This is a genomic window from Klebsiella sp. w6 (assembly GCF_033100215.1).
GTDB classification, from domain to species: domain Bacteria; phylum Pseudomonadota; class Gammaproteobacteria; order Enterobacterales; family Enterobacteriaceae; genus Klebsiella; species Klebsiella variicola.
The window spans coordinates 4,271,716-4,289,619 of record NZ_CP136907.1 but is presented as its reverse complement, the minus strand read 5'-3'; the positions used below and the strand labels follow the sequence as shown (position 1 = coordinate 4,289,619).

At 56.5% G+C, this 17,904-nt stretch carries 18 protein-coding genes and 1 pseudogene; 9 read left to right on the top strand and 10 right to left on the bottom strand.

Going from position 1 to position 17,904, the window contains the following annotated elements:
* The first annotated feature begins 107 nt into the window (after window positions 1-107).
* The 3 genes from R0140_RS21060 (at window position 108) to ykgO (ending at window position 1,698) form a co-directional block, all read left to right on the top strand.
* Entirely contained in the window at window positions 108-1,178 is a 1,071-nt protein-coding gene (locus R0140_RS21060; RefSeq protein ID WP_008805430.1) for a LacI family DNA-binding transcriptional regulator, read from the top strand.
* Window positions 1,179-1,294: 116 nt separating this feature from the next.
* Window positions 1,295-1,558, top strand: coding sequence for a type B 50S ribosomal protein L31 (locus tag R0140_RS21055; RefSeq protein ID WP_008805431.1), 264 nt, complete (start codon window positions 1,295-1,297; stop codon window positions 1,556-1,558).
* On the top strand, window positions 1,558-1,698 hold the full coding sequence (gene ykgO, locus R0140_RS21050; protein WP_002892018.1) for a type B 50S ribosomal protein L36: 141 nt from the start codon (window positions 1,558-1,560) through the stop codon (window positions 1,696-1,698). Before R0140_RS21055 ends, ykgO begins: the two co-directional genes overlap by 1 nt.
* On the opposite strand, the gene R0140_RS21045 is transcribed toward ykgO, so the two are convergent.
* Complete coding sequence (locus tag R0140_RS21045; protein ID WP_016160391.1) at window positions 1,695-2,393, bottom strand: GNAT family N-acetyltransferase; 699 nt, start codon at window positions 2,391-2,393, stop codon at window positions 1,695-1,697. The genes ykgO and R0140_RS21045 overlap by 4 nt on opposite strands.
* A 100-nt stretch (window positions 2,394-2,493) precedes the next feature.
* Between R0140_RS21045 and R0140_RS21040 the strand changes: the two genes are divergently transcribed.
* Complete coding sequence (locus R0140_RS21040) at window positions 2,494-3,951, top strand: MocR-like pyridoxine biosynthesis transcription factor PdxR (protein ID WP_008805433.1); 1,458 nt, start codon at window positions 2,494-2,496, stop codon at window positions 3,949-3,951.
* Here R0140_RS21040 and R0140_RS21035 read toward each other — a convergent pair.
* Window positions 3,920-4,390, bottom strand: a complete 471-nt coding sequence (locus tag R0140_RS21035; RefSeq protein WP_008805434.1) for a YlaC family protein — start codon at window positions 4,388-4,390, stop codon at window positions 3,920-3,922. The genes R0140_RS21040 and R0140_RS21035 overlap by 32 nt on opposite strands.
* Before the next feature lie 54 nt (window positions 4,391-4,444).
* On the opposite strand from R0140_RS21035, the pseudogene R0140_RS21030 reads away from it, so the two are divergent.
* Window positions 4,445-4,555 (top strand): annotated as a pseudogene (locus R0140_RS21030) (hypothetical protein).
* Here R0140_RS21030 and maa read toward each other — a convergent pair.
* The 5 genes from maa to acrA form a co-directional block, all read right to left on the bottom strand.
* Entirely contained in the window at window positions 4,527-5,093 is a 567-nt protein-coding gene (gene maa, locus R0140_RS21025) for a maltose O-acetyltransferase (RefSeq protein WP_008805435.1), read from the bottom strand. The pseudogene R0140_RS21030 and the gene maa sit on opposite strands and share 29 nt — an antisense overlap.
* A gap of 158 nt (window positions 5,094-5,251) precedes the next feature.
* The gene (locus R0140_RS21020) at window positions 5,252-5,470 is read right to left on the bottom strand and encodes an HHA domain-containing protein (protein ID WP_002892050.1); all 219 of its coding nucleotides are present in this window, start codon (window positions 5,468-5,470) and stop codon (window positions 5,252-5,254) included.
* A 26-nt stretch (window positions 5,471-5,496) separates the two neighbouring features.
* A complete protein-coding gene (gene tomB, locus R0140_RS21015) occupies window positions 5,497-5,871 on the bottom strand; it encodes an Hha toxicity modulator TomB (RefSeq protein ID WP_008805436.1) in 375 nt (124 codons plus the stop codon).
* A gap of 482 nt (window positions 5,872-6,353) precedes the next feature.
* Window positions 6,354-9,500, bottom strand: coding sequence for a multidrug efflux RND transporter permease subunit AcrB (acrB, locus tag R0140_RS21010; protein WP_008805437.1), 3,147 nt, complete (start codon window positions 9,498-9,500; stop codon window positions 6,354-6,356).
* A gap of 22 nt (window positions 9,501-9,522) precedes the next feature.
* Window positions 9,523-10,716 (bottom strand): multidrug efflux RND transporter periplasmic adaptor subunit AcrA, encoded by a 1,194-nt coding sequence (gene acrA / locus R0140_RS21005; protein ID WP_008805438.1) that lies wholly within the window; start codon window positions 10,714-10,716, stop codon window positions 9,523-9,525.
* A gap of 142 nt (window positions 10,717-10,858) precedes the next feature.
* On the opposite strand from acrA, the gene acrR reads away from it, so the two are divergent.
* Window positions 10,859-11,509 carry a multidrug efflux transporter transcriptional repressor AcrR gene (gene acrR / locus R0140_RS21000; RefSeq protein WP_008805439.1) on the top strand — a complete coding sequence of 217 codons (651 nt, stop codon included), beginning with the start codon at window positions 10,859-10,861 and terminating at the stop codon, window positions 11,507-11,509.
* Window positions 11,510-11,638: 129 nt separating this feature from the next.
* Window positions 11,639-14,986 (top strand): mechanosensitive channel MscK, encoded by a 3,348-nt coding sequence (gene mscK / locus R0140_RS20995; protein WP_012968812.1) that lies wholly within the window; start codon window positions 11,639-11,641, stop codon window positions 14,984-14,986.
* Window positions 14,987-15,021: 35 nt separating this feature from the next.
* Here mscK and R0140_RS20990 read toward each other — a convergent pair whose 3' ends face one another.
* The 3 genes from R0140_RS20990 to priC form a co-directional block, all read right to left on the bottom strand.
* Window positions 15,022-15,921 carry an Rpn family recombination-promoting nuclease/putative transposase gene (locus R0140_RS20990; protein ID WP_016160397.1) on the bottom strand — a complete coding sequence of 300 codons (900 nt, stop codon included), beginning with the start codon at window positions 15,919-15,921 and terminating at the stop codon, window positions 15,022-15,024.
* Window positions 15,922-15,988: 67 nt separating this feature from the next.
* Window positions 15,989-16,162, bottom strand: a complete 174-nt coding sequence (gene rsmS / locus R0140_RS20985; protein ID WP_008805442.1) for a pleiotropic regulatory protein RsmS — start codon at window positions 16,160-16,162, stop codon at window positions 15,989-15,991.
* Between the two features lie 12 nt (window positions 16,163-16,174).
* Window positions 16,175-16,702: a primosomal replication protein N'' gene (gene priC, locus R0140_RS20980; protein WP_016160398.1), complete on the bottom strand. Its 528-nt coding sequence runs from the start codon at window positions 16,700-16,702 to the stop codon at window positions 16,175-16,177.
* A 69-nt stretch (window positions 16,703-16,771) separates the two neighbouring features.
* Here priC and R0140_RS20975 point away from each other — a divergent pair, with 69 nt between their 5' ends.
* Complete coding sequence (locus R0140_RS20975; protein ID WP_008805444.1) at window positions 16,772-17,149, top strand: DUF454 family protein; 378 nt, start codon at window positions 16,772-16,774, stop codon at window positions 17,147-17,149.
* Between the two features lie 150 nt (window positions 17,150-17,299).
* Window positions 17,300-17,851, top strand: coding sequence for an adenine phosphoribosyltransferase (gene apt, locus R0140_RS20970; RefSeq protein ID WP_012542663.1), 552 nt, complete (start codon window positions 17,300-17,302; stop codon window positions 17,849-17,851).
* Window positions 17,852-17,904 lie beyond the last annotated feature (53 nt).

Genomic DNA, 17,904 nt, shown 5'->3' with positions numbered 1-17,904 from the left:
GAACGTAATACTTTTTGTGGTGTAATTTTGCGATGAAAGGTGGCGGTGAGCGTTTTTTCAAATGGCCCCTGTTACAATCATGGGATAACAACATAAGGAACCGGACCATGAAGTCTAAAAGCGCTACTCTGGAAGACGTCGCTCGTCATGCGGGCGTCTCTTACCAGACCGTGTCCAGGGTACTCAACAAATCTGCCAATGTATCCGAAGCGACGCGCCGCAAGGTGGAGAAATCGATAGAGGCCTTACGCTATGTGCCAAACCGGCTGGCGCAGCAGCTGGTGGGGAAGGAGAGCCAGACGGTCGGGCTGGTGACGATTTCGCTGGCCTGGCATGCGCCTTCCCAGGTGGCGGCGGCGGTAAAACGCTATGCCAATCTGGAAGGTTACCAGGTCCTGATTTCGATGATCGATGAGAGCGTCAACCAAAGTATCCAGGATTCCATCAATGAGCTGAAATCTCAGCGGGTGGATAAAGTCATTATCAACGTGCCGCTGGAGACCGAGCAGGCACAGAAAATCGCCGCTGACAACGATGATATCGTCTGCCTTTTTCTCGATGTCGACCCCTACAGTTCCGTGTTTAACGTTTCGTTTAATCCGGCAGATGGCACCCGGGCCAGCGTCAAATATCTTTATGAGATGGGGCATCGGGAGATCGCGCTGCTGGCGGGGCCGGACAGCTCCGTCTCGGCCAAACTCCGGCTGAAAAGCTGGCTGGAGACTCTCGAGGGCTACGGCCTGAAGCCGGTGACCGTTCTGCACGGCAACTGGGATGCGCAAAGCGGCTATGCCGGCGCGCTGCAGATGCTGCGCGAAACGCCCAATTTCAGCGCCGTGCTGGTGGGTAATGACCAGATGGCGCTGGGGGTGCTCAGCGCCTTCCATCAGCACCAGGTGGCGGTGCCGGGGGAGAAATCCGTCATTGGCTATGACGATACCTACGAAAGCTCCTTTTTCTATCCGGCGCTGAGTACGGTGTCGCTGGACCTCGATCTGCAGGGGAAAGAAGCGGTGCGGCGGATCCTCGCCAGCACCAGCGGTGCGCCACATACTTCATCCATCCTGCCGGCGCGCCTGGTGATACGTCATTCCAGCGGCGCCAGAACTGAGCAAGGCAAAGATCTGCAGGCCATCGCGGAACAGCTACGCGCCATCGCCCACCGTCTGGCGCCCTGAAACCTAAGGCGGGGAAACTCGCCTTAGGTCCATTACCCTTAATTTGAACATGGTTGATCTTTGTCGTGGAAAGGCGTAACTTAAATGTTATGTTATAACATAATGTCGAGGTCATCATGAAAGCCCACATCCATCCCCCCTATCGCACGGTGGTGTTTCACGACACCAGCGTTAATGAGTATTTTAAAGTCGGTTCCACCATCCGCACCGATCGCGTGATTGAACTCGACGGCGAAACTTTTCCGTATGTAACGATCGACGTCTCCTCGAAATCGCATCCGTACTACACCGGCAAACAAAAAACCTTCGCCAGCGAGGGCAGCGCGGCCCGGTTCCGTCAGCGCTTCGGCGGCTTTATTGATGCGAAAAGGAAGGCATGATGCAGGTCGTTAACTCATTACGCAGCGCCAAACAGCGCCACCCGGATTGTCAGCTGGTCAAGCGCAAAGGGCGGCTGTACGTTATCTGTAAGAGCAACCCCCGCTTTAAAGCGGTGCAGGGGCGCAAAAAACGTCGTTAACGGAAACTCTCCAGAGTGCGGCGCTGCTGGCCGTCGGCGGTAAAATTGTCGGCGGCCAGCCATTGCCGCATGGCGTTATCCAGCTGCGGCCATTCGCCGTCTATCACCGAAAACCAGTCCGTATCCCGGTTATGTCCTTTGCTCACCAGTGCCTGACGAAAACGTCCTTCGTACTGAAAACCCAGCCGTCTTGCCGCCCGGCCCGACGGCATATTGAGACTATTACATTTCCATTCATAGCGACGATAACCGAGCGTATCAAACACATACTGCATCAACAGCCAGTGCGCTTCGGTGGCCATAGCCGTTCGGCTCAGCAACGGTGAAAAATGCACATGTCCCACCTCTACCACGCCGTGGGTGGCGTCGATGCGCATTAATGCCAGCGAGCCAACCGCCTTCCCTTGCCGCTGGTCAACGACGGCAAAATGGATCGGGTCTGCCAGCGTGGCGACCTGCTCCACCCAGGCACTGAATTCTGCAAGGTTGCTCTCAGGTTCACGCAGCAGCCACGTCCAGCTGCGGGCGTCTGGCGCCAGCTGGTGAGCAGCAAACAGGTCGCTGGCATGCGCGAGAGTCAGTGGTTCGAGCCGACAGCGGCTGCCCTGTAATACCTGCCGTGCTGGCCATGGACGCGGTTGCCAGTCAGGCAGCGCGGCGCCGAGTTCCTGTCCAAACTGATTGTATTCACGCATTGCGGTTTCCTTAGCGGGGTTTTTCAGGCAGCGTACGCGCTCACTGGTTCCATAAAAAGTGCCACAGGCGTATCTTTTTATAGGGCCACGAGGAGATGAGATGAACATACCGGACGATGGTTTTTTTACGCTGGTGACGCAGGGGATACAGCACCGATCGGATGAAACCCTGCAGCGGGCCCTTTACCACACATTGCGCCATGCCATCCTGCAGGGAACTCTGGCGGCCAACTGCCGTTTGCCCGGATCGCGGGTGATGGCCGGACGGCTGCAGCTGTCGCGAAATACGGTCAATGCTGCCCTGGAGCAGCTGGCGCTGGAGGGATACCTGATGCGGAGCCGTCAGGGAACGCAGGTGGTACCGCTCGCCGCCTGCCGCGAAGAGCCCGTGAAGGTGCCGCCCGTCGTACTGCCTGAACGGCTGCAAGGGCTGCCAGCCGCGATGCGCCGCGACTCTCCGGCGCTGCTGTTTACCCCTGGCATGCCGGCGGTGAACTATTTCCCGTTGCCGCTGTGGCGGCGGCTGATGGATAACGTCTTACGCGACGAGGGCAGCGCACTGCTGGGCTATGGCGAGGCGGCAGGCGACCCCTTGCTGCGGGAGGCTATCGCTCGTCATCTGGCGCTCTCCCGGGGGATCCGTTGCGATATTCGGCAGATTGTCATTACCGAAGGGGCCCTGGAAGGGGTGAACTTATGCGCTTCGCTGTTGACGGATCCTGGCGACAGCGTGTGGGTGGAAGAGCCGGGTTACCTGGGGGCCAGGAGCAGCTTCCAGCGGGCAGGGCTGCGGGTCAGCGGGATGGCGGTCGATGACGAAGGGATGGGGATTGCCAACGGCGTCGCGGAGCCGCCCCGGCTGATCTTCACCTCTCCCTCTCATCAGTATCCCCTCGGGAGCGTCATGAGCGCCGCGCGACGTCTGGCGCTGGTGGAGTACGCCCGCCTGCACGGGGCGTGGATTGTGGAGGATGACTACGACAGCGAGTTTCGCCATAGCGGAGAGCCGATCCCGGCGATGCTGGGGATGGTGCCGGATGCCCCGGTGGTGTATCTCGGTACCTTCAGCAAAACACTCTTTCCGGCGCTGCGTATTGGCTTCATGGTGATGCCGCCTGCGCTGGCGGATGCCGTTCAGGATGTGATTGGCACGTTGCTGCGTGGAGGACACCGCACGGAACAGCGGGCGCTGGCCAGGTTTATTGAGAAGGGGCACTATGCTCGCCATCTGGCGGCCATGCGTCGCCTGTACCGCAAGCGCCAACAACAGCTGCGTGAGGCACTGGCGCAAGAGATTACCGTGCCATGCGAGGTCCTTGGCGGGGAAGGGGGGCTCCATTTGACAGTCGCAATGGAAGGGTTCGATGACCAGGCGATTGCGCAGCAGGCGCGTCAGTTTCAACTGGCGCCTGCCGCGTTAAGTCATTTCTATCTCGACCCGCAGCGGGGGCGGAGCGGGCTGGTGCTGGGATATGGTAATACTTCTGCTTCCCGCTATCCGCTGGCGCTGCGGACGCTAAATCGTCTTATTGTGCAGCACCGGCGCGGGTCAGCGTAAAAACGTCGTAGAAGGAGAGCTCGCCTTTGGTGGCGACCATCTTTTTGAGCTGCGCCTTCTGCTCGCTATCGACATCCGGCGACTGAAGAATACGCTCGATCAGCTGCCGGGGAACAAAGCGGGTGTTATACCATTCCCCGTTGTAGCACACGCGAAAGTCGAGGACATCGATATCTTCATAACGATAGCGCGGATAGACGTCAAAGAAGAAAAAGGCGTTGAACAGGATGAACAGCACCACCAGCAACCAGACCGAGTCTACCAGCGTTTCAGAGCGCAGCATGACCACCAGCGTCGCCAGAAACGCGGCATACATGGCAACAAACAGCCCCGGATGGTTGCGGATAAAACTGATGCTAAAACGCGGGCGATTATCGCGTTTTTCCTGAACGTTGAGTTCGTCAATGGTATGAGTTAGCAGGCGTTGTATTTCTGTCATCTTGGTCCCCGAATTCTGCAATGAGCCAGCCGTGCGCGCCCGGCGGACCAGGCGTTGCAGGCTTAGCCTGAAGGCTATTTTATGTTGCAATATTCCACGGCGAAAGTAACAGATCAGTTACAGAAAACCATAACAGTTACGGATTTGGTAGCGGAAGGCGCTTAATGATCTGCGCCGGGTTGCCGCCGACAACGGCCCCGGCCGGTACATCTTTGGTGACGACTGCACCGGACGCAATGACCGCATTATCACCAATGGTCACCCCGGGATTGATTACCGCCCGCCCACCAATCCACACATTGTGGCCGATGGTCACTGGTTTGCCATATTCCTGGCCGCTGTTACGCGCTTCGGCATCCAGCGGATGGGTGGCGGTATAAATATGGACGCCCGGCGCCAGCATGCAGTTATCGCCAATATGAATAGGGCAGACGTCCAGCATCACGCAGTCAAAATTGGCGTAAAACGCGTTGCCGAGAAAGATATTGTAGCCGTAGTCGCAGCGAAAGCTTGGCTCGATATACGCATCGCCGGCGCGACCGAACAGCTCGGCCAGAATATGCTGACGTTCTTCCTGCGCATCCGGGGAGGAATGATTATAACGGTGTAACAACTGTCTGGCGCGCAGGCGATCGGCGCGAAGCGTTGGGTCGCCAGATAAATAGAGCTCACCGGCGATCATTTTACGTTTTTCTTCACTCATGGGTCTTCCTTATACCTGACTTTAGATGGCCGTAGCAGTATAAAAAAGAAACCGGTTACAGGGTTGCTGTTAGCTGAATGATGTGATGACTATCACAAAGATACCCTGCGGCGGCTGACGCGTATCGTCCGGTCAGCAGACCACGTTGTGCGCGTCGATTAGCGGATAAACTTCCAGACTGAGGTCGGGATCTTATCGTACAGCTTATTCATGGTCAGTTCAGCCAGACGATGATCGGCGGCTGAGTAAAATACCGCCAGTTCATTATCAGACAGTTCATATTTATTTTTTTCAATGACGCGCTCCAGCGTGTCAATTGTCTGGCAACGACGTAAGCGCATCAAATAGTCTGTTTTAGTTAATGGCTTATCAGACATAATTCCACCTTTTGATTGTAATAATTCTAACACGAGAGACTGGCCGGGTTTTCCCGGCTGGCGTTGACAAAGCAACGAAATAGTCGATTACCGGATTTTTTCCACTTTTGCAAATCCGTTGAGTTAATGCCGTAGTTACTGAACAAGGTAAAAGTATCGTCCAGATATTCGTCAACCTGAGCGACCAGTTTATTATCCTCAGTGTACTTAATTTTATAATTAAGCGCGAATGTGGCAATGTGCTCGATCAATTCATTTAACTGAAGATTGACAGCCGAAGTCGGGTCGTTGACCCAGCCATGGTTGCTCTCTTCCAGGTTTGCAAGGCAGTCATGATACAGCGTTTCGCAGAGAAAGCGTAGCTGTGCAATATCATGTCTTTTTGGCGAGTATTCGTCCATAACGCATCCCCTTTTGAGTGGTTTAAACGACGACTAACAAACACCGTTGTGGGATGAACACGACTAACCGACCTGACACTAACTGAGTAATCCTGCTGATTTAACTATAATCCACTCTCCAACAGATTTCATCGTGCTATTACGAAAAATTACAATTATCAGAGAGAAATTATCTTAAAAATAGACGAATTAATTTCGCAGGCCCTGGCACACAGCCCGAGAAATAGAGAAGTCTTATCAATCATCGGCTTAAGGCAGGCAGCTGTCGCGTTCAGAAACCGCCGGCCGCGGGCGTTGGTATTAGGATTATTCCTGGTAAATGAGTGTGTAAAGATCATAAGTACCAGGCAATGTGAAAAAATAGCCAGGACCATATCAATATATATTAAATGCAGTGTGAAAAATAAACAATGGCAATATGTGCCCTGTTGCGACGGACAAAAAAAGGGCCGCGAAGGCGGCCCTTTGTTCAAGTGTGACGATTAATGATGCTCAACCTGATGGCTGTGCTCAATATCTTCCGATTTCTTGCTAAAGCGGCGACGAACCACCACGAAGAACACTGGCACGAAGAAGATGGCCAGAATCGTCGCGGTCACCATCCCGCCCATTACGCCAGTACCGACGGCGTTCTGCGCGCCGGAGCCGGCACCCGAGCTGATCACCAGCGGCATAACGCCGAGGATAAACGCCAGGGAGGTCATCAGGATCGGACGCAGACGCATACGCACTGCTTCAAGCGTTGCCTCAATTAGCCCTTTACCCTCTTTCTCCATCAGGTCTTTGGCGAATTCAACGATCAATATCGCGTTCTTCGCCGACAGGCCGATGGTGGTCAACAGGCCCACCTGGAAGTAAACGTCGTTGGTTAAACCGCGGAAGGTAGCGGCTAACAGCGCACCGACCACACCCAGCGGAACGACCAGCATGACCGAGAACGGAATTGACCAGCTCTCATACAGCGCTGCCAGACACAGGAAGACGACAATCAGCGAAATGGCATACAGGGCAGGGGCCTGGTTGCCGGACAGTCGTTCCTGATAAGACATCCCGGTCCAGTCGTAGCCGATACCGGAAGGCAGTTTACCCGCCAGCTCTTCCATCAGGCTCATCGCCTCACCGGTACTCTTGCCTGGCGCTGCCTGGCCGAGAATTTCCAGCGACGGCAGGCCGTTGTAGCGTTCCAGACGCGGCGAACCGTATTCCCAACGCGAAGTAGAGAAGGCGGAGAACGGCACCATCTGACCATCGCTGCCACGAACATACCACTTGCCGATGTCTTCCGGCAGCATACGGTATTTCGCTTCAGACATGATGTACACTTTCTTCACGCGGCCGCGGTCGATAAAGTCGTTGACATAGCTCCCGCCCCAGGCCGCGCCCAGCGTGGTGTTAATGTCGCTGATGGAGACGCCCAGCGCCTGGGCTTTTTCCTGATCGATATCGATTTTAAACTGCGGTGTATCTTCCAGGCCGTTAGGGCGCACGCCGGTCAGCACGTCAGGGTGCTGCGCCACCATGCCAAACAGCTGATTTCGCGCCTGGGTCAGTTTTTCGTGTCCCAGACCGCCCTGGTCAATCAGCTGGAAGTCAAAGCCGGTCGCGGTACCCAGTTCGACGATAGCTGGCAGGTTAAAGGCGAACACCATCGCATCTTTAATCTGCGAGAAGTAGCCCATCGCCCGGCCGGTGATCGCTTCAACTTTGTTTTCCTCACCCGGACGCTGGCTCCAGTCTTTCAGCGAGACGAACGCGATGCCGGTGTTCTGGCCGCGGCCGGCGAAGCCGAAGCCGTTAACCGCAAACACGGATTCCACGTTGTCCTTCTCTTTGGTGAGATAGTAATTCGTCATCTCATCCAGCACTTTCTGCGTACGCTCCTGGGTGGCGCCGGCAGGCAGCTGCGCCATGCTCAGGAATACCCCCTGGTCCTCGTCCGGCAGGAACGAGCTCGGCAGACGGACGAACAGCCACGCCATGCCCACCACGATGATCAGATACAGGACCAGATAACGACCGGTGCTGCGCAGAATGTTGCCTACGCTGTCGGTGTAGTGGTGCGTGCTCTTATCGAACATGCGGTTAAACCAACCGAAGAAACCGGTGGTCGCGCCATGGCTGCCTTTCTGAATAGGCTTCAGCATCGTGGCGCACAGCGCTGGCGTCAGGATCAACGCCACCAGTACCGACAGCGCCATCGCAGAAACGATGGTGATGGAGAACTGGCGATAGATGGCCCCGGTTGAACCGCCGAAGAACGCCATCGGGATAAATACCGCCGACAGCACCATGGCGATACCAACCAGCGCGCCCTGGATCTGTCCCATCGATTTACGCGTCGCTTCTTTCGGCGGCAGACCCTCTTCCGCCATTACGCGCTCGACGTTCTCGACCACCACGATGGCGTCATCCACCAACAGGCCGATGGCGAGCACCATCCCGAACATCGTCAGGGTGTTTATCGAGAAGCCAAACGCCGCCAACACCGCGAAGGTGCCTAACAGGACTACGGGTACGGCGATGGTCGGGATCAGCGTGGCGCGGAAGTTCTGCAGGAACAGATACATGACCAGGAACACCAGGATGATCGCTTCCACCAGCGTTTTAACCACTTCGTGAATAGAGATTTTCACGAACGGGGTGGTGTCATACGGGTAAACGATCTTCATCCCCGACGGGAAAAACGGCTCCATCTTCGCCAGTTCTGCACGGATAGCGTTGGCGGTATCCAGCGCGTTCGCGCCGGTAGCCAGTTTAATACCCAGACCCGATGCTGGCTGGCCGTTAAACTTCGCCACTACGTCATAGCTTTCGCCGCCCAGCTCAATTTTGGCGACATCGCGCAGACGAACCTGGGAACCGTCCTGGTTCACCTTCAGCAGAATGTTGCCAAACTCTTCGGTATTGGTCAGACGGGTTTGCGCGATGATCGAGGCGTTAAGCTGCTGGCCTTTCACCGGCGGCGTACCGCCTAACTGACCCGCGGCCACCTGGGCGTTCTGCGCTTTCAGGGCGCTGATCACGTCCACCGGCGTCAGCTGGAAGTTGTTCAGTTTGTTCGGATCCATCCAGATACGCATCGCGTACTGGGAACCGAACAGCTGAACGTCGCCGACACCGCTGGTACGGCTGATCGGGTCCTTCATGTTGGCCGCCACATAGTCCGAAATATCGTCCTGGTTCATGGTGCCGTTGGTGTTAATAACGCCGACAACCATCAGGAAGCTGCTGGACGCTTTCTCAACGCTAATCCCTTGCTGCTGTACTTCTTGCGGCAGCAGAGGTGTCGCCAGCGCCAGCTTGTTCTGAACCTGAACCTGGGCAATATCCGGATCGGTACCGGATTCGAAGGTCAGGGTGATGGTCGCCGTACCGGTGGAGTCGCCATTGGAGGACATGTACATCAGGTGGTCGATACCGTTCATATTCTGTTCGATAACCTGAGTCACGGTGTTCTGCACAGTTTCGGCGTCAGCACCGGGGTACATGGCGGTAATGGAAATTGCTGGCGGCGCAATCGTCGGATATTGCGCTACCGGCAATTTGAGGATCGATAATCCCCCAGCCAGCATGATGATGATGGCGATCACCCATGCAAATATGGGGCGATCGATAAAGAAATTAGGCATGTCTTAACGGCTCCTGTTTAAGTTAAGACTTGGTTTGTTCTGATGGCGCGTTGCCTGCGGCTTGCTGTTTATCATCAGAAGCTACTTCCTGCGCTTTTACCTGCACGCCTGGTTTGATTTTTTGCAGGCCGGTGACGATAACGCGATCGCCAGTTTTCAGACCGTCAGTGACCAGCCATTTATCGCCGATCGCCTGAGAAGCAGTGACCTGGCGGACTTCGACTTTATCGCCTTCCCCGACCACCATGACGCTGGCGTCGCCGCGCGGCGTACGGGTAACACCCTGTTGCGGTACCAGCAGGGCGTCAGGGTTAACCCCTTCTTCCAGACGGGCACGCACAAACATCCCCGGTAGCAGGGTATGGTCCGGGTTCGGGAAAATCGCGCGCAGCGTGATAGAGCCGGTGGTCTGATCGACGGTGACATCCGAAAATTCCAGCGTGCCGGCCTGCGGATACTTAAGACCGTCATTCGTCACCAGCTCCACTTTCGCTTTGCCGTTTTCCTGTTTCAGGCGGCCATCGGCCAGCTCCTGTTTCAGGCGCAGGAAATCATTGCTCGACTGGGTGACGTCAACATAGATCGGATCCAGCTGCTGAACAGTTGCCAGGGCAGTCGTTTGACCATTCTGCACCAGCGCCCCTTCGGTCACCGCGGATTTACCAATCCGGCCGCTGATCGGCGAGGTGACTTTGGTGTAGGCCAGATTGATGCGCGCAGTTTCCACGGCCGCTTTCGCTGCGACCACGGCCGCATTGCTCTGCTGTGCCGTCGCGACGGCGGTATCGTAGTCTTGTTGACTAATATATTTAGTGCCTAACAGTTTCTGATAACGCTTGACCGTCAGTTGATCCATGTTCGCCGCCGCCTGGGCTTTTGCCAGGTCGCCTTTGGCGCTGTCATAGCTGGCCTGATAGGTGGCGGGATCGATCTGATACAGGGAAACGCCGGCCTGGATGTCGCTACCTTCCACGAAGTTACGTTTTAAAATAATGCCACTGACCTGAGGACGGACTTCCGCAATGCGATAGGCGCTGGTGCGGCCTGGCAGTTCGGTGGTTATTTGTAGAGGTGCGGATTTGAGCGTCACAATACCGACTTCCGGCATGTGCTGGGCTCCTTGTTGAGCCGGTTTATCGTCACATCCTGTTAGCGCTAAGCTGCCTGAGAGCATCAGAACGACCGCCAGAGGCGTTAACCCTCTGTTTTTGTTCATATGTAAACCTCGAGTGTCCAATTTCAAAATGTTCAGTGGCTCAAACAACCACAAACCCACTACAGTCTTTCTATTATGGTCATGCTATGGTACATACATTCACAAATGTATGTAAACGTAACCTCTGTAAAGTCATTAACCTATGGCACGAAAAACCAAACAACAGGCACGTGAAACCCGGCAACTGATTCTGGATGTTGCTCTGCGTCTGTTTTCGCAGCAAGGCGTATCATCTACCTCGTTGGCAACAATTGCAAAAGCTGCGGGTGTAACGAGGGGGGCTATCTACTGGCATTTCAAGAATAAATCAGATTTATTCAACGAAATTTGGGAGCTGTCAGACGCCAGTATTAGCGATCTCGAAATTGAGTATCGGGCAAAATTCCCCAACGATCCACTCTCAGTTATCAGGGAGATATTAGTCTATGTTCTTGAAGCGACAGTGACAGAGGAACGTCGACGATTAATGATGGAGATTATCTATCATAAGTGTGAGTTTGTCGGTGAGATGACCGTGGTGCAGCAGGCCCAGCGGCAGCTCTCCCTGGCGAGCTACGAGCGTATCGAGCAGACCTTAAAAGAGTGCATCGCCGCGAAGCTGTTGCCCGCCAATTTACTCACCCGGCGGGCGGCCGTGTTAATGCGCAGCTACCTTTCCGGCCTGATGGAAAACTGGCTGTTTGCCCCTGACTCGTTCGACCTGCATGCGGAAGCGCGCGACTACGTCGCCATCCTGCTGGAGATGTATCAGTTCTGTCCTACGCTACGCGGCCCGGAGAGCCTGACAGCTTAACGTTAGCGCGCGGATGTACGTGAATTTTTAGCGCCGTCCGCCGCTATTCGCCAGCGAAGAGAAGTGCTATTCTGCGCGCTTGCGACGACCCCCGGTATTCTCCGGCATTTGCATTCATTCATATTAACTATGCTGCACACGATCTCCAGGCAACGCGCCACGTTTATCTTTTTCATTACGCTGCTCTGCTTTATTGGCCTTTTCAGCCCAGTTCAGGGCCGCGCCGCGGACCTCCCTGACCGGGCAGAGGTGCAGAGCCAGCTCAATACGTTAAACAAGCAAAAAGAACTGACTCCGCAGGACAAACTGGTCCAGCAGGATTTGACCCAGACGCTGGAAACGCTGGATAAAATCGAGCGCATCAAAAGCGAGACGGCACAGCTGCGTCAGCAGGTCGAGCAAGCCCCGGCGAAGCTGCGCCAGGCGGTGGATAGTCTCAACAACCTGAGCGAGGTCCCTGACGACGCCGCCACGCGCAAAACGCTCAGTACGCTCTCTCTGCGTCAACTGGAGTCACGCGTCACCCAGACGCTGGACGATCTGCAGAATGCGCAAAACGATCTGGCGACCTATAACAGCCAGCTGGTTTCCCTGCAAACGCAGCCGGAACGTGTGCAGAACGCGATGTATAACGCCTCCCAACAGTTGCAGCAGATCCGCAATCGGCTGAATGGCACCTCGGTGGGCGACGAGACGCTGCGCCCGACCCAGCAGGTGCTGTTGCAGGCTCAACAGGCGCTGCTCAACGCGCAGATTGAGCAGCAGCGCAAGAGCCTCGAAGGCAACACCGTCCTGCAGGATACCCTGCAGAAGCAGCGTGACTACGTCACCGCCTGGAGCAACCGGCTGGAGCATCAGCTGCAGCTGCTGCAGGAGGCGGTGAACAGCAAGCGGCTTACGCTGACGGAGAAAACCGCCCAGGAGGCGGTCACCCCGGACGAAACCACGCGAATTCAGGCCAATCCGCTGGTTAAGCAGGAGCTGGATATTAACCATCAGCTCAGCGAGAAGCTGATCCAGGCGACGGAGAACGGTAACCAGCTGGTGCAGCGCAATATCCAGGTGAAGAACTGGCTCGACCGCGCGCTGCAGTCTGAACGGGATATTAAAGAGCAAATTTCAGTTCTGCGGGGGAGCCTGCTGCTGTCGCGCATTCTTTATCAGCAACAGCAGACGCTGCCGTCGGCGGACGAACTGCAGGATATGACCAACCGCATCGCCGACCTGCGGCTCGAGCAGTTTGAGGTGAACCAGCAGCGCGACGCGCTGTTCCAGAGCGATGCCTTTGTCGCCAAACTGGAGGAGGGGCACAGCAGCGAAGTGAACGATGAAGTCCACGCCGCGCTACTGGAAGTGATCGACATGCGCCGCGAACTGCTTGACCAGTTCAACAAACAGCTGGGGAACCAGCTGATGATGGCCATCAACCTGCAGATCAACCAGCAGCAGTTGATGAGCGTCTCGAGCAGTCTGAAGGAAATTCTGACCCAACAAATTTTCTGGGTGAACAGCAATAAACCGATGGACTGGGAGTGGATTAAGGCCTTCCCGGAAGCGCTGAAAGGTCAGTTTAAGGCGATGAAAATCACCGTGAACTGGGAAAAAGCGTGGCCCGCGGTGTTTATCGCTTTCCTGGCCGGTTTACCATTGCTGCTGATTGCCGGCCTGATCCGCTGGCGTCTGCAGTGGCTGAAGGATTATCAGGCTAAGCTTGCTTCCCAGGTGGGGCAGCTGCGCAACGATACCCAGCTGCATACGCCAAAGGCGATCCTGATCGACCTGATTCGGGCCTTGCCGGTGGTGCTGGTAATTTTGGCGATTGGCCTGATCTTACTCACCATGCAGCTTAATATCAGCGGACTGCTGTGGGCGTACAGTAAAAAGCTGGCCATGTTCTGGCTGGTCTTTGGTCTGTGCTGGAAAGTGCTGGAAAAGAACGGCGTGGCGGTCAGCCACTTCAATATGCCTGCGCAGTTGACCAGCCACTGGCGGCGACAAATTGTTCGCGTCAGCCTCGCGTTGCTGCCGCTGAATTTCTGGTCGGTGATTTCCGAGCTGTCGCCACTGAACCTGATGGACGACGTGCTGGGGCAGTTTGTGATTTTCTTCAATCTGCTGCTGATTGCCGTGCTGGTCTGGCCGATGTGTCGGGAAAGCTGGCGTGATAAAGAATCACACAGCCTGCGCCTGCTGACGATCACCGTGCTGTCTATTGTCCCGGTAGCCCTGATGGTGCTGACGGCGACCGGTTACTTCTACACCACGCTGCGCCTGGCGGGACGCTGGATCGAGACCGTGTATCTGGTGATGATCTGGAACCTGCTGTACCAGACCGTGCTGCGCGGTCTGAGCGTGGCGGCGCGACGTATCGCCTGGCGCCGGGCGCTGGCGCGCCGTCAGCATCTGGTGAAGGAGGGCGCGGAAGGCGCCGAGCCGCAGGAGGAGCCGACTATCGCTCTCGAGCAGGTCAACCAGCAGACGCTGCGCATCACCATGCTGGTGATGATCGCGCTGTTCGCGGTCATGTTCTGGGCGATTTGGTCTGATCTGATCACCGTTTTCGCCTATCTCGACAGCATTACCCTCTGGCACTACAACGGTACCGAAGCGGGGGCCAGCGTGGTGCGCAGCGTCACGATGGGCAGTCTGCTGTTTGCCATTGTGGCGTCGATGGTCGCCTGGGCGCTAATACGCAACCTGCCGGGTCTGCTGGAGGTGCTGGTTCTCTCGCGTCTCAATATGCGTCAGGGCACCTCCTACGCCATCACCACCATTCTTAACTATGCGATTATCGCCATCGGGGCGATGACGGTGTTCGGGTCGCTGGGCGTCTCCTGGGATAAACTACAATGGCTGGCGGCCGCGCTGTCGGTTGGTTTAGGTTTTGGCCTGCAGGAGATCTTCGGTAACTTCGTCTCCGGTCTGATTATTCTGTTCGAGCGTCCAGTGCGCATTGGGGATACGGTAACCATCGGCACCTTCTCCGGTACGGTAAGCAAAATCCGTATCCGCGCGACCACCATCACCGACTTCGATCGCAAAGAGGTAATTATCCCGAACAAGGCGTTCGTTACCGAGCGCTTGATCAACTGGTCGCTCTCCGACACCGTGACCCGGGTGGTGATCCGCCTCGGCGTCGCCTATGGCTCCGATCTGGATAAAGTGAAAGAGGTGCTGCTGAAGGCCGCGCACGATCATCCGAAAGTGATGCAGGAGCCGGCGCCAGCGGTTTTCTTCACCACCTTCGGGGCCAGTACGCTGGATCATGAACTGCGTCTGTATGTTCGTGAACTGCGCGATCGCAGCTACACGGTGGATGAGCTCAACCGCGCCATCGACCGCCTGTGCCGGGAGAATGACATTAACATTGCCTTTAACCAGCTGGAAGTTCATCTGCGCAATGAAAAAGGCGATGAAGTCACCGAAGTGAAGCGGGACGGGAAGGGGGACGATCTGGCGCCCACCACCGCGTCCTGATCGAAGAGGGGCGGCGCAAAGCCGCCCCTGCTGCTTCAGGGTGCCAGCGCGGCGAGTTCTTCATCGCTGAGCCCGGTGAGCTCCTGCACGGTTTGACGTTCGAGGCCGCGCGCCAACATTCTGGCGGCGATGCTGCGGGTGGCTTCCTGCTCACCCTCTTGCTGTCCCTGTTTACGGCCTTTTTCTTCCAGCCATTCGGCAATGGTCATCATCAGCTCCTTATGCCTGGGCGACTGCGCCGCCAGCGTGCGGATCAGCGCCCCCGGATGTTCCGTAGTTCCCGCCTGCAACATATAGCGCAGCAGCGTATTCAGCTGCGCTTCGGTCAGATAGCCTTGCGTCATCAGCGCAATCAGCGGCACCTGCAGCTCGGCCAGATCGCGATGGCGGATATGCTTTTGCAGCAGCTCCAGCATGGCCATCCGCCGATGACGGGCGATCTGATTATCTGGCATTACGGTGAGGTCCACCAGCGGAAAATCATTGCTATAGAGCGTCTTCGCCAGCGCCGGATCGGCGAATAGCTGTTGCCAGTTGCGGGCCCAGGGCCAGGGGCTCACTTTGCCGTGATAAAACAGAATGGGCACCACCAGCGGCAGCGTGTCGTGGCCAGCGTCCAGATGACGCTGCATGGCGGCCAGCGCATAGCGCAGCAGGCGAAATGCCATCAGCTTGTCCGGGGTACTCTGGTGCTCAATCAGCGCGTACACATAGCCCGGTCCATGACGCGTGCGCAGTGAGTAAAGGATATCGGAATAGCTGGCGCGCAGGTCCTCTTCAACAAAGCTACCGGAGACCAGCTGCAGCGAATCCAGTTCGCAGATCGCCAGAAACGGCGCGGGGAGATACAACTGCAAAAAATCCTTCGCGACCGCCTGATGCATGAGCATCTGGCGAAACACCGCGTCGTGTGGGGTTTGACTGACTTTTTCCATCAATATTGTCTCCAGTGGCGTCATGCGCAGAGGACCAGACTGCCAGCACACTGCCGGAGACAACATCCTACTTCTCTGGGTTTTGCGACCCGCTTTCCGCGTTTTTTAACTTGTTTGCATAATCCCGCCTGACAATTTCCAGCGCGCCCAGCACGGTTTGCGCCGGGATCTGATGCGATTCCAGCAACATGATTAAATCGACGGCCAGTTTGACCTCATCGGATGCATTTTCCAGCGACATCGGGCTCTCCTGTTAGCGCGTCAGCCGCGCCAGTACGTTTTCAATCTTGTCCAGTGCCTGTCGGCAGCGCGCCAACCGGCCGCTGTAGGCTTCAACTTCTTTCCCCAGCCGCTGCTGCTCGTCAAGGCTGGTCGCCTGCGCCAGCTGACGCTGACGTTGGTCGCGCATCGCCAGCAGGCGGCGCTCATACTCCTGATGCTGCAGGCGACGGCGCTGCCAGCGGCTCAGCGTTGGCGACGCGTGGTCCCAACTGCGCAAGGACCAGGTGGCGGTTTCACGACGCAGCGCGGCGATTTGCGCCGCCAGACGCTCGGCAATCCAGACCACCTGCGGCAGTTGCTGGCGCTCGACGGCCTGGCTCAGTTGGGAAAAGTTTTGCCGGGCTTCCGCCAGATAGTCCTGCATCAGCGTGCTGCGGGTATGAAAGAGCTGACGGTCAAAGCGTGGGCTCAGGGTCGCGTGCTCCGCCAGCGGCGCCACCAGCGCGGCCAGCTCGCTGAGCTGATCGTTGAGCGTTTGTAAAAGTTGAGCTGTTTTCACCACACCTCTCCATTCCCTTCCAGCCAACTGTGCTACAGTAGCCTCATCTGTTTGATAACGATTCGCATTATGCCACCTGTTATTCTAACCATTATCGGCTGGCTGGCGGTAGCGCTGGGTACGCTGGGCATCTTCTTACCGTTGCTGCCGACGACGCCGTTTATTCTGCTCGCCGCCTGGTGCTTTGCCCGCTCATCGCCGCGCTTTCACCAGTGGCTGCTGTATCGCTCCTGGTTTGGCGGCTATCTTCGCCACTGGCAGCAGTACCGCGCGATGCCTCGCGGCGCCAAACCGCGCGCCATTGCGATGATCGTGGTGACTTTTGCTATTTCGCTGTGGCTGGTTAAGCTTACGTGGGTGCGCATCATGCTGTTGGTCATTCTGGCCTGCCTGCTGATCTTTATGTGGCGCATTCCGGTGGTTGACGCAAAGCAACAAAAGCACTGATGCGCAATAATGCCTGTTGCAATTGTTGCTGACAGCCAGTAAATTCTGGCGTTTTCGAGCGCGGGTAAGCCTGGTCAAAGGTTAAACAAATGTTTCTTTGGCCCCTTTTGCACGCCCGTGGGTAACACCGTTTCAATCAGGCATACACTTATGACCGCAACTGCACAGCAGCTTGAATATCTGAAGAACAGCATCCAGAGTATCGAGGATTATCCAAAACCTGGCATTCTTTTCCGCGATGTCACCAGCTTACTGGAAGACCCGAAGGCCTACGCGCTTAGCATTGAACTGCTGACCGAGCGCTACAAAGACGCGGGTATTACCAAAGTGGTAGGGACTGAGGCGCGTGGCTTCCTGTTCGGCGCCCCGGTTGCGCTGGCGCTGGGCGTGGGCTTTGTTCCGGTTCGCAAGCCGCGTAAGTTGCCGCGTGAAACCATTGCCGAGAGCTATGAGCTGGAGTATGGCACCGATCAGCTGGAGATCCACGTTGATGCGATCAAACCGGGCGACAAGGTGCTGGTGGTGGATGATCTGCTGGCGACCGGCGGCACCATCGACGCGACGGTCAAACTGATCCGCCGTCTCGGCGGCGAAGTGCACGATGCCGCTTTCATTATCAACCTGTTCGATCTGGGCGGCGAACAGCGCCTGGAGAAGCTGGGGATCCACTGCTACAGCCTGGTGCCGTTCCCGGGCCACTAAGCAAATCCCTCCACATAGCCTCGCCGATCGGGCGGGGCTGTGATAGCATGACC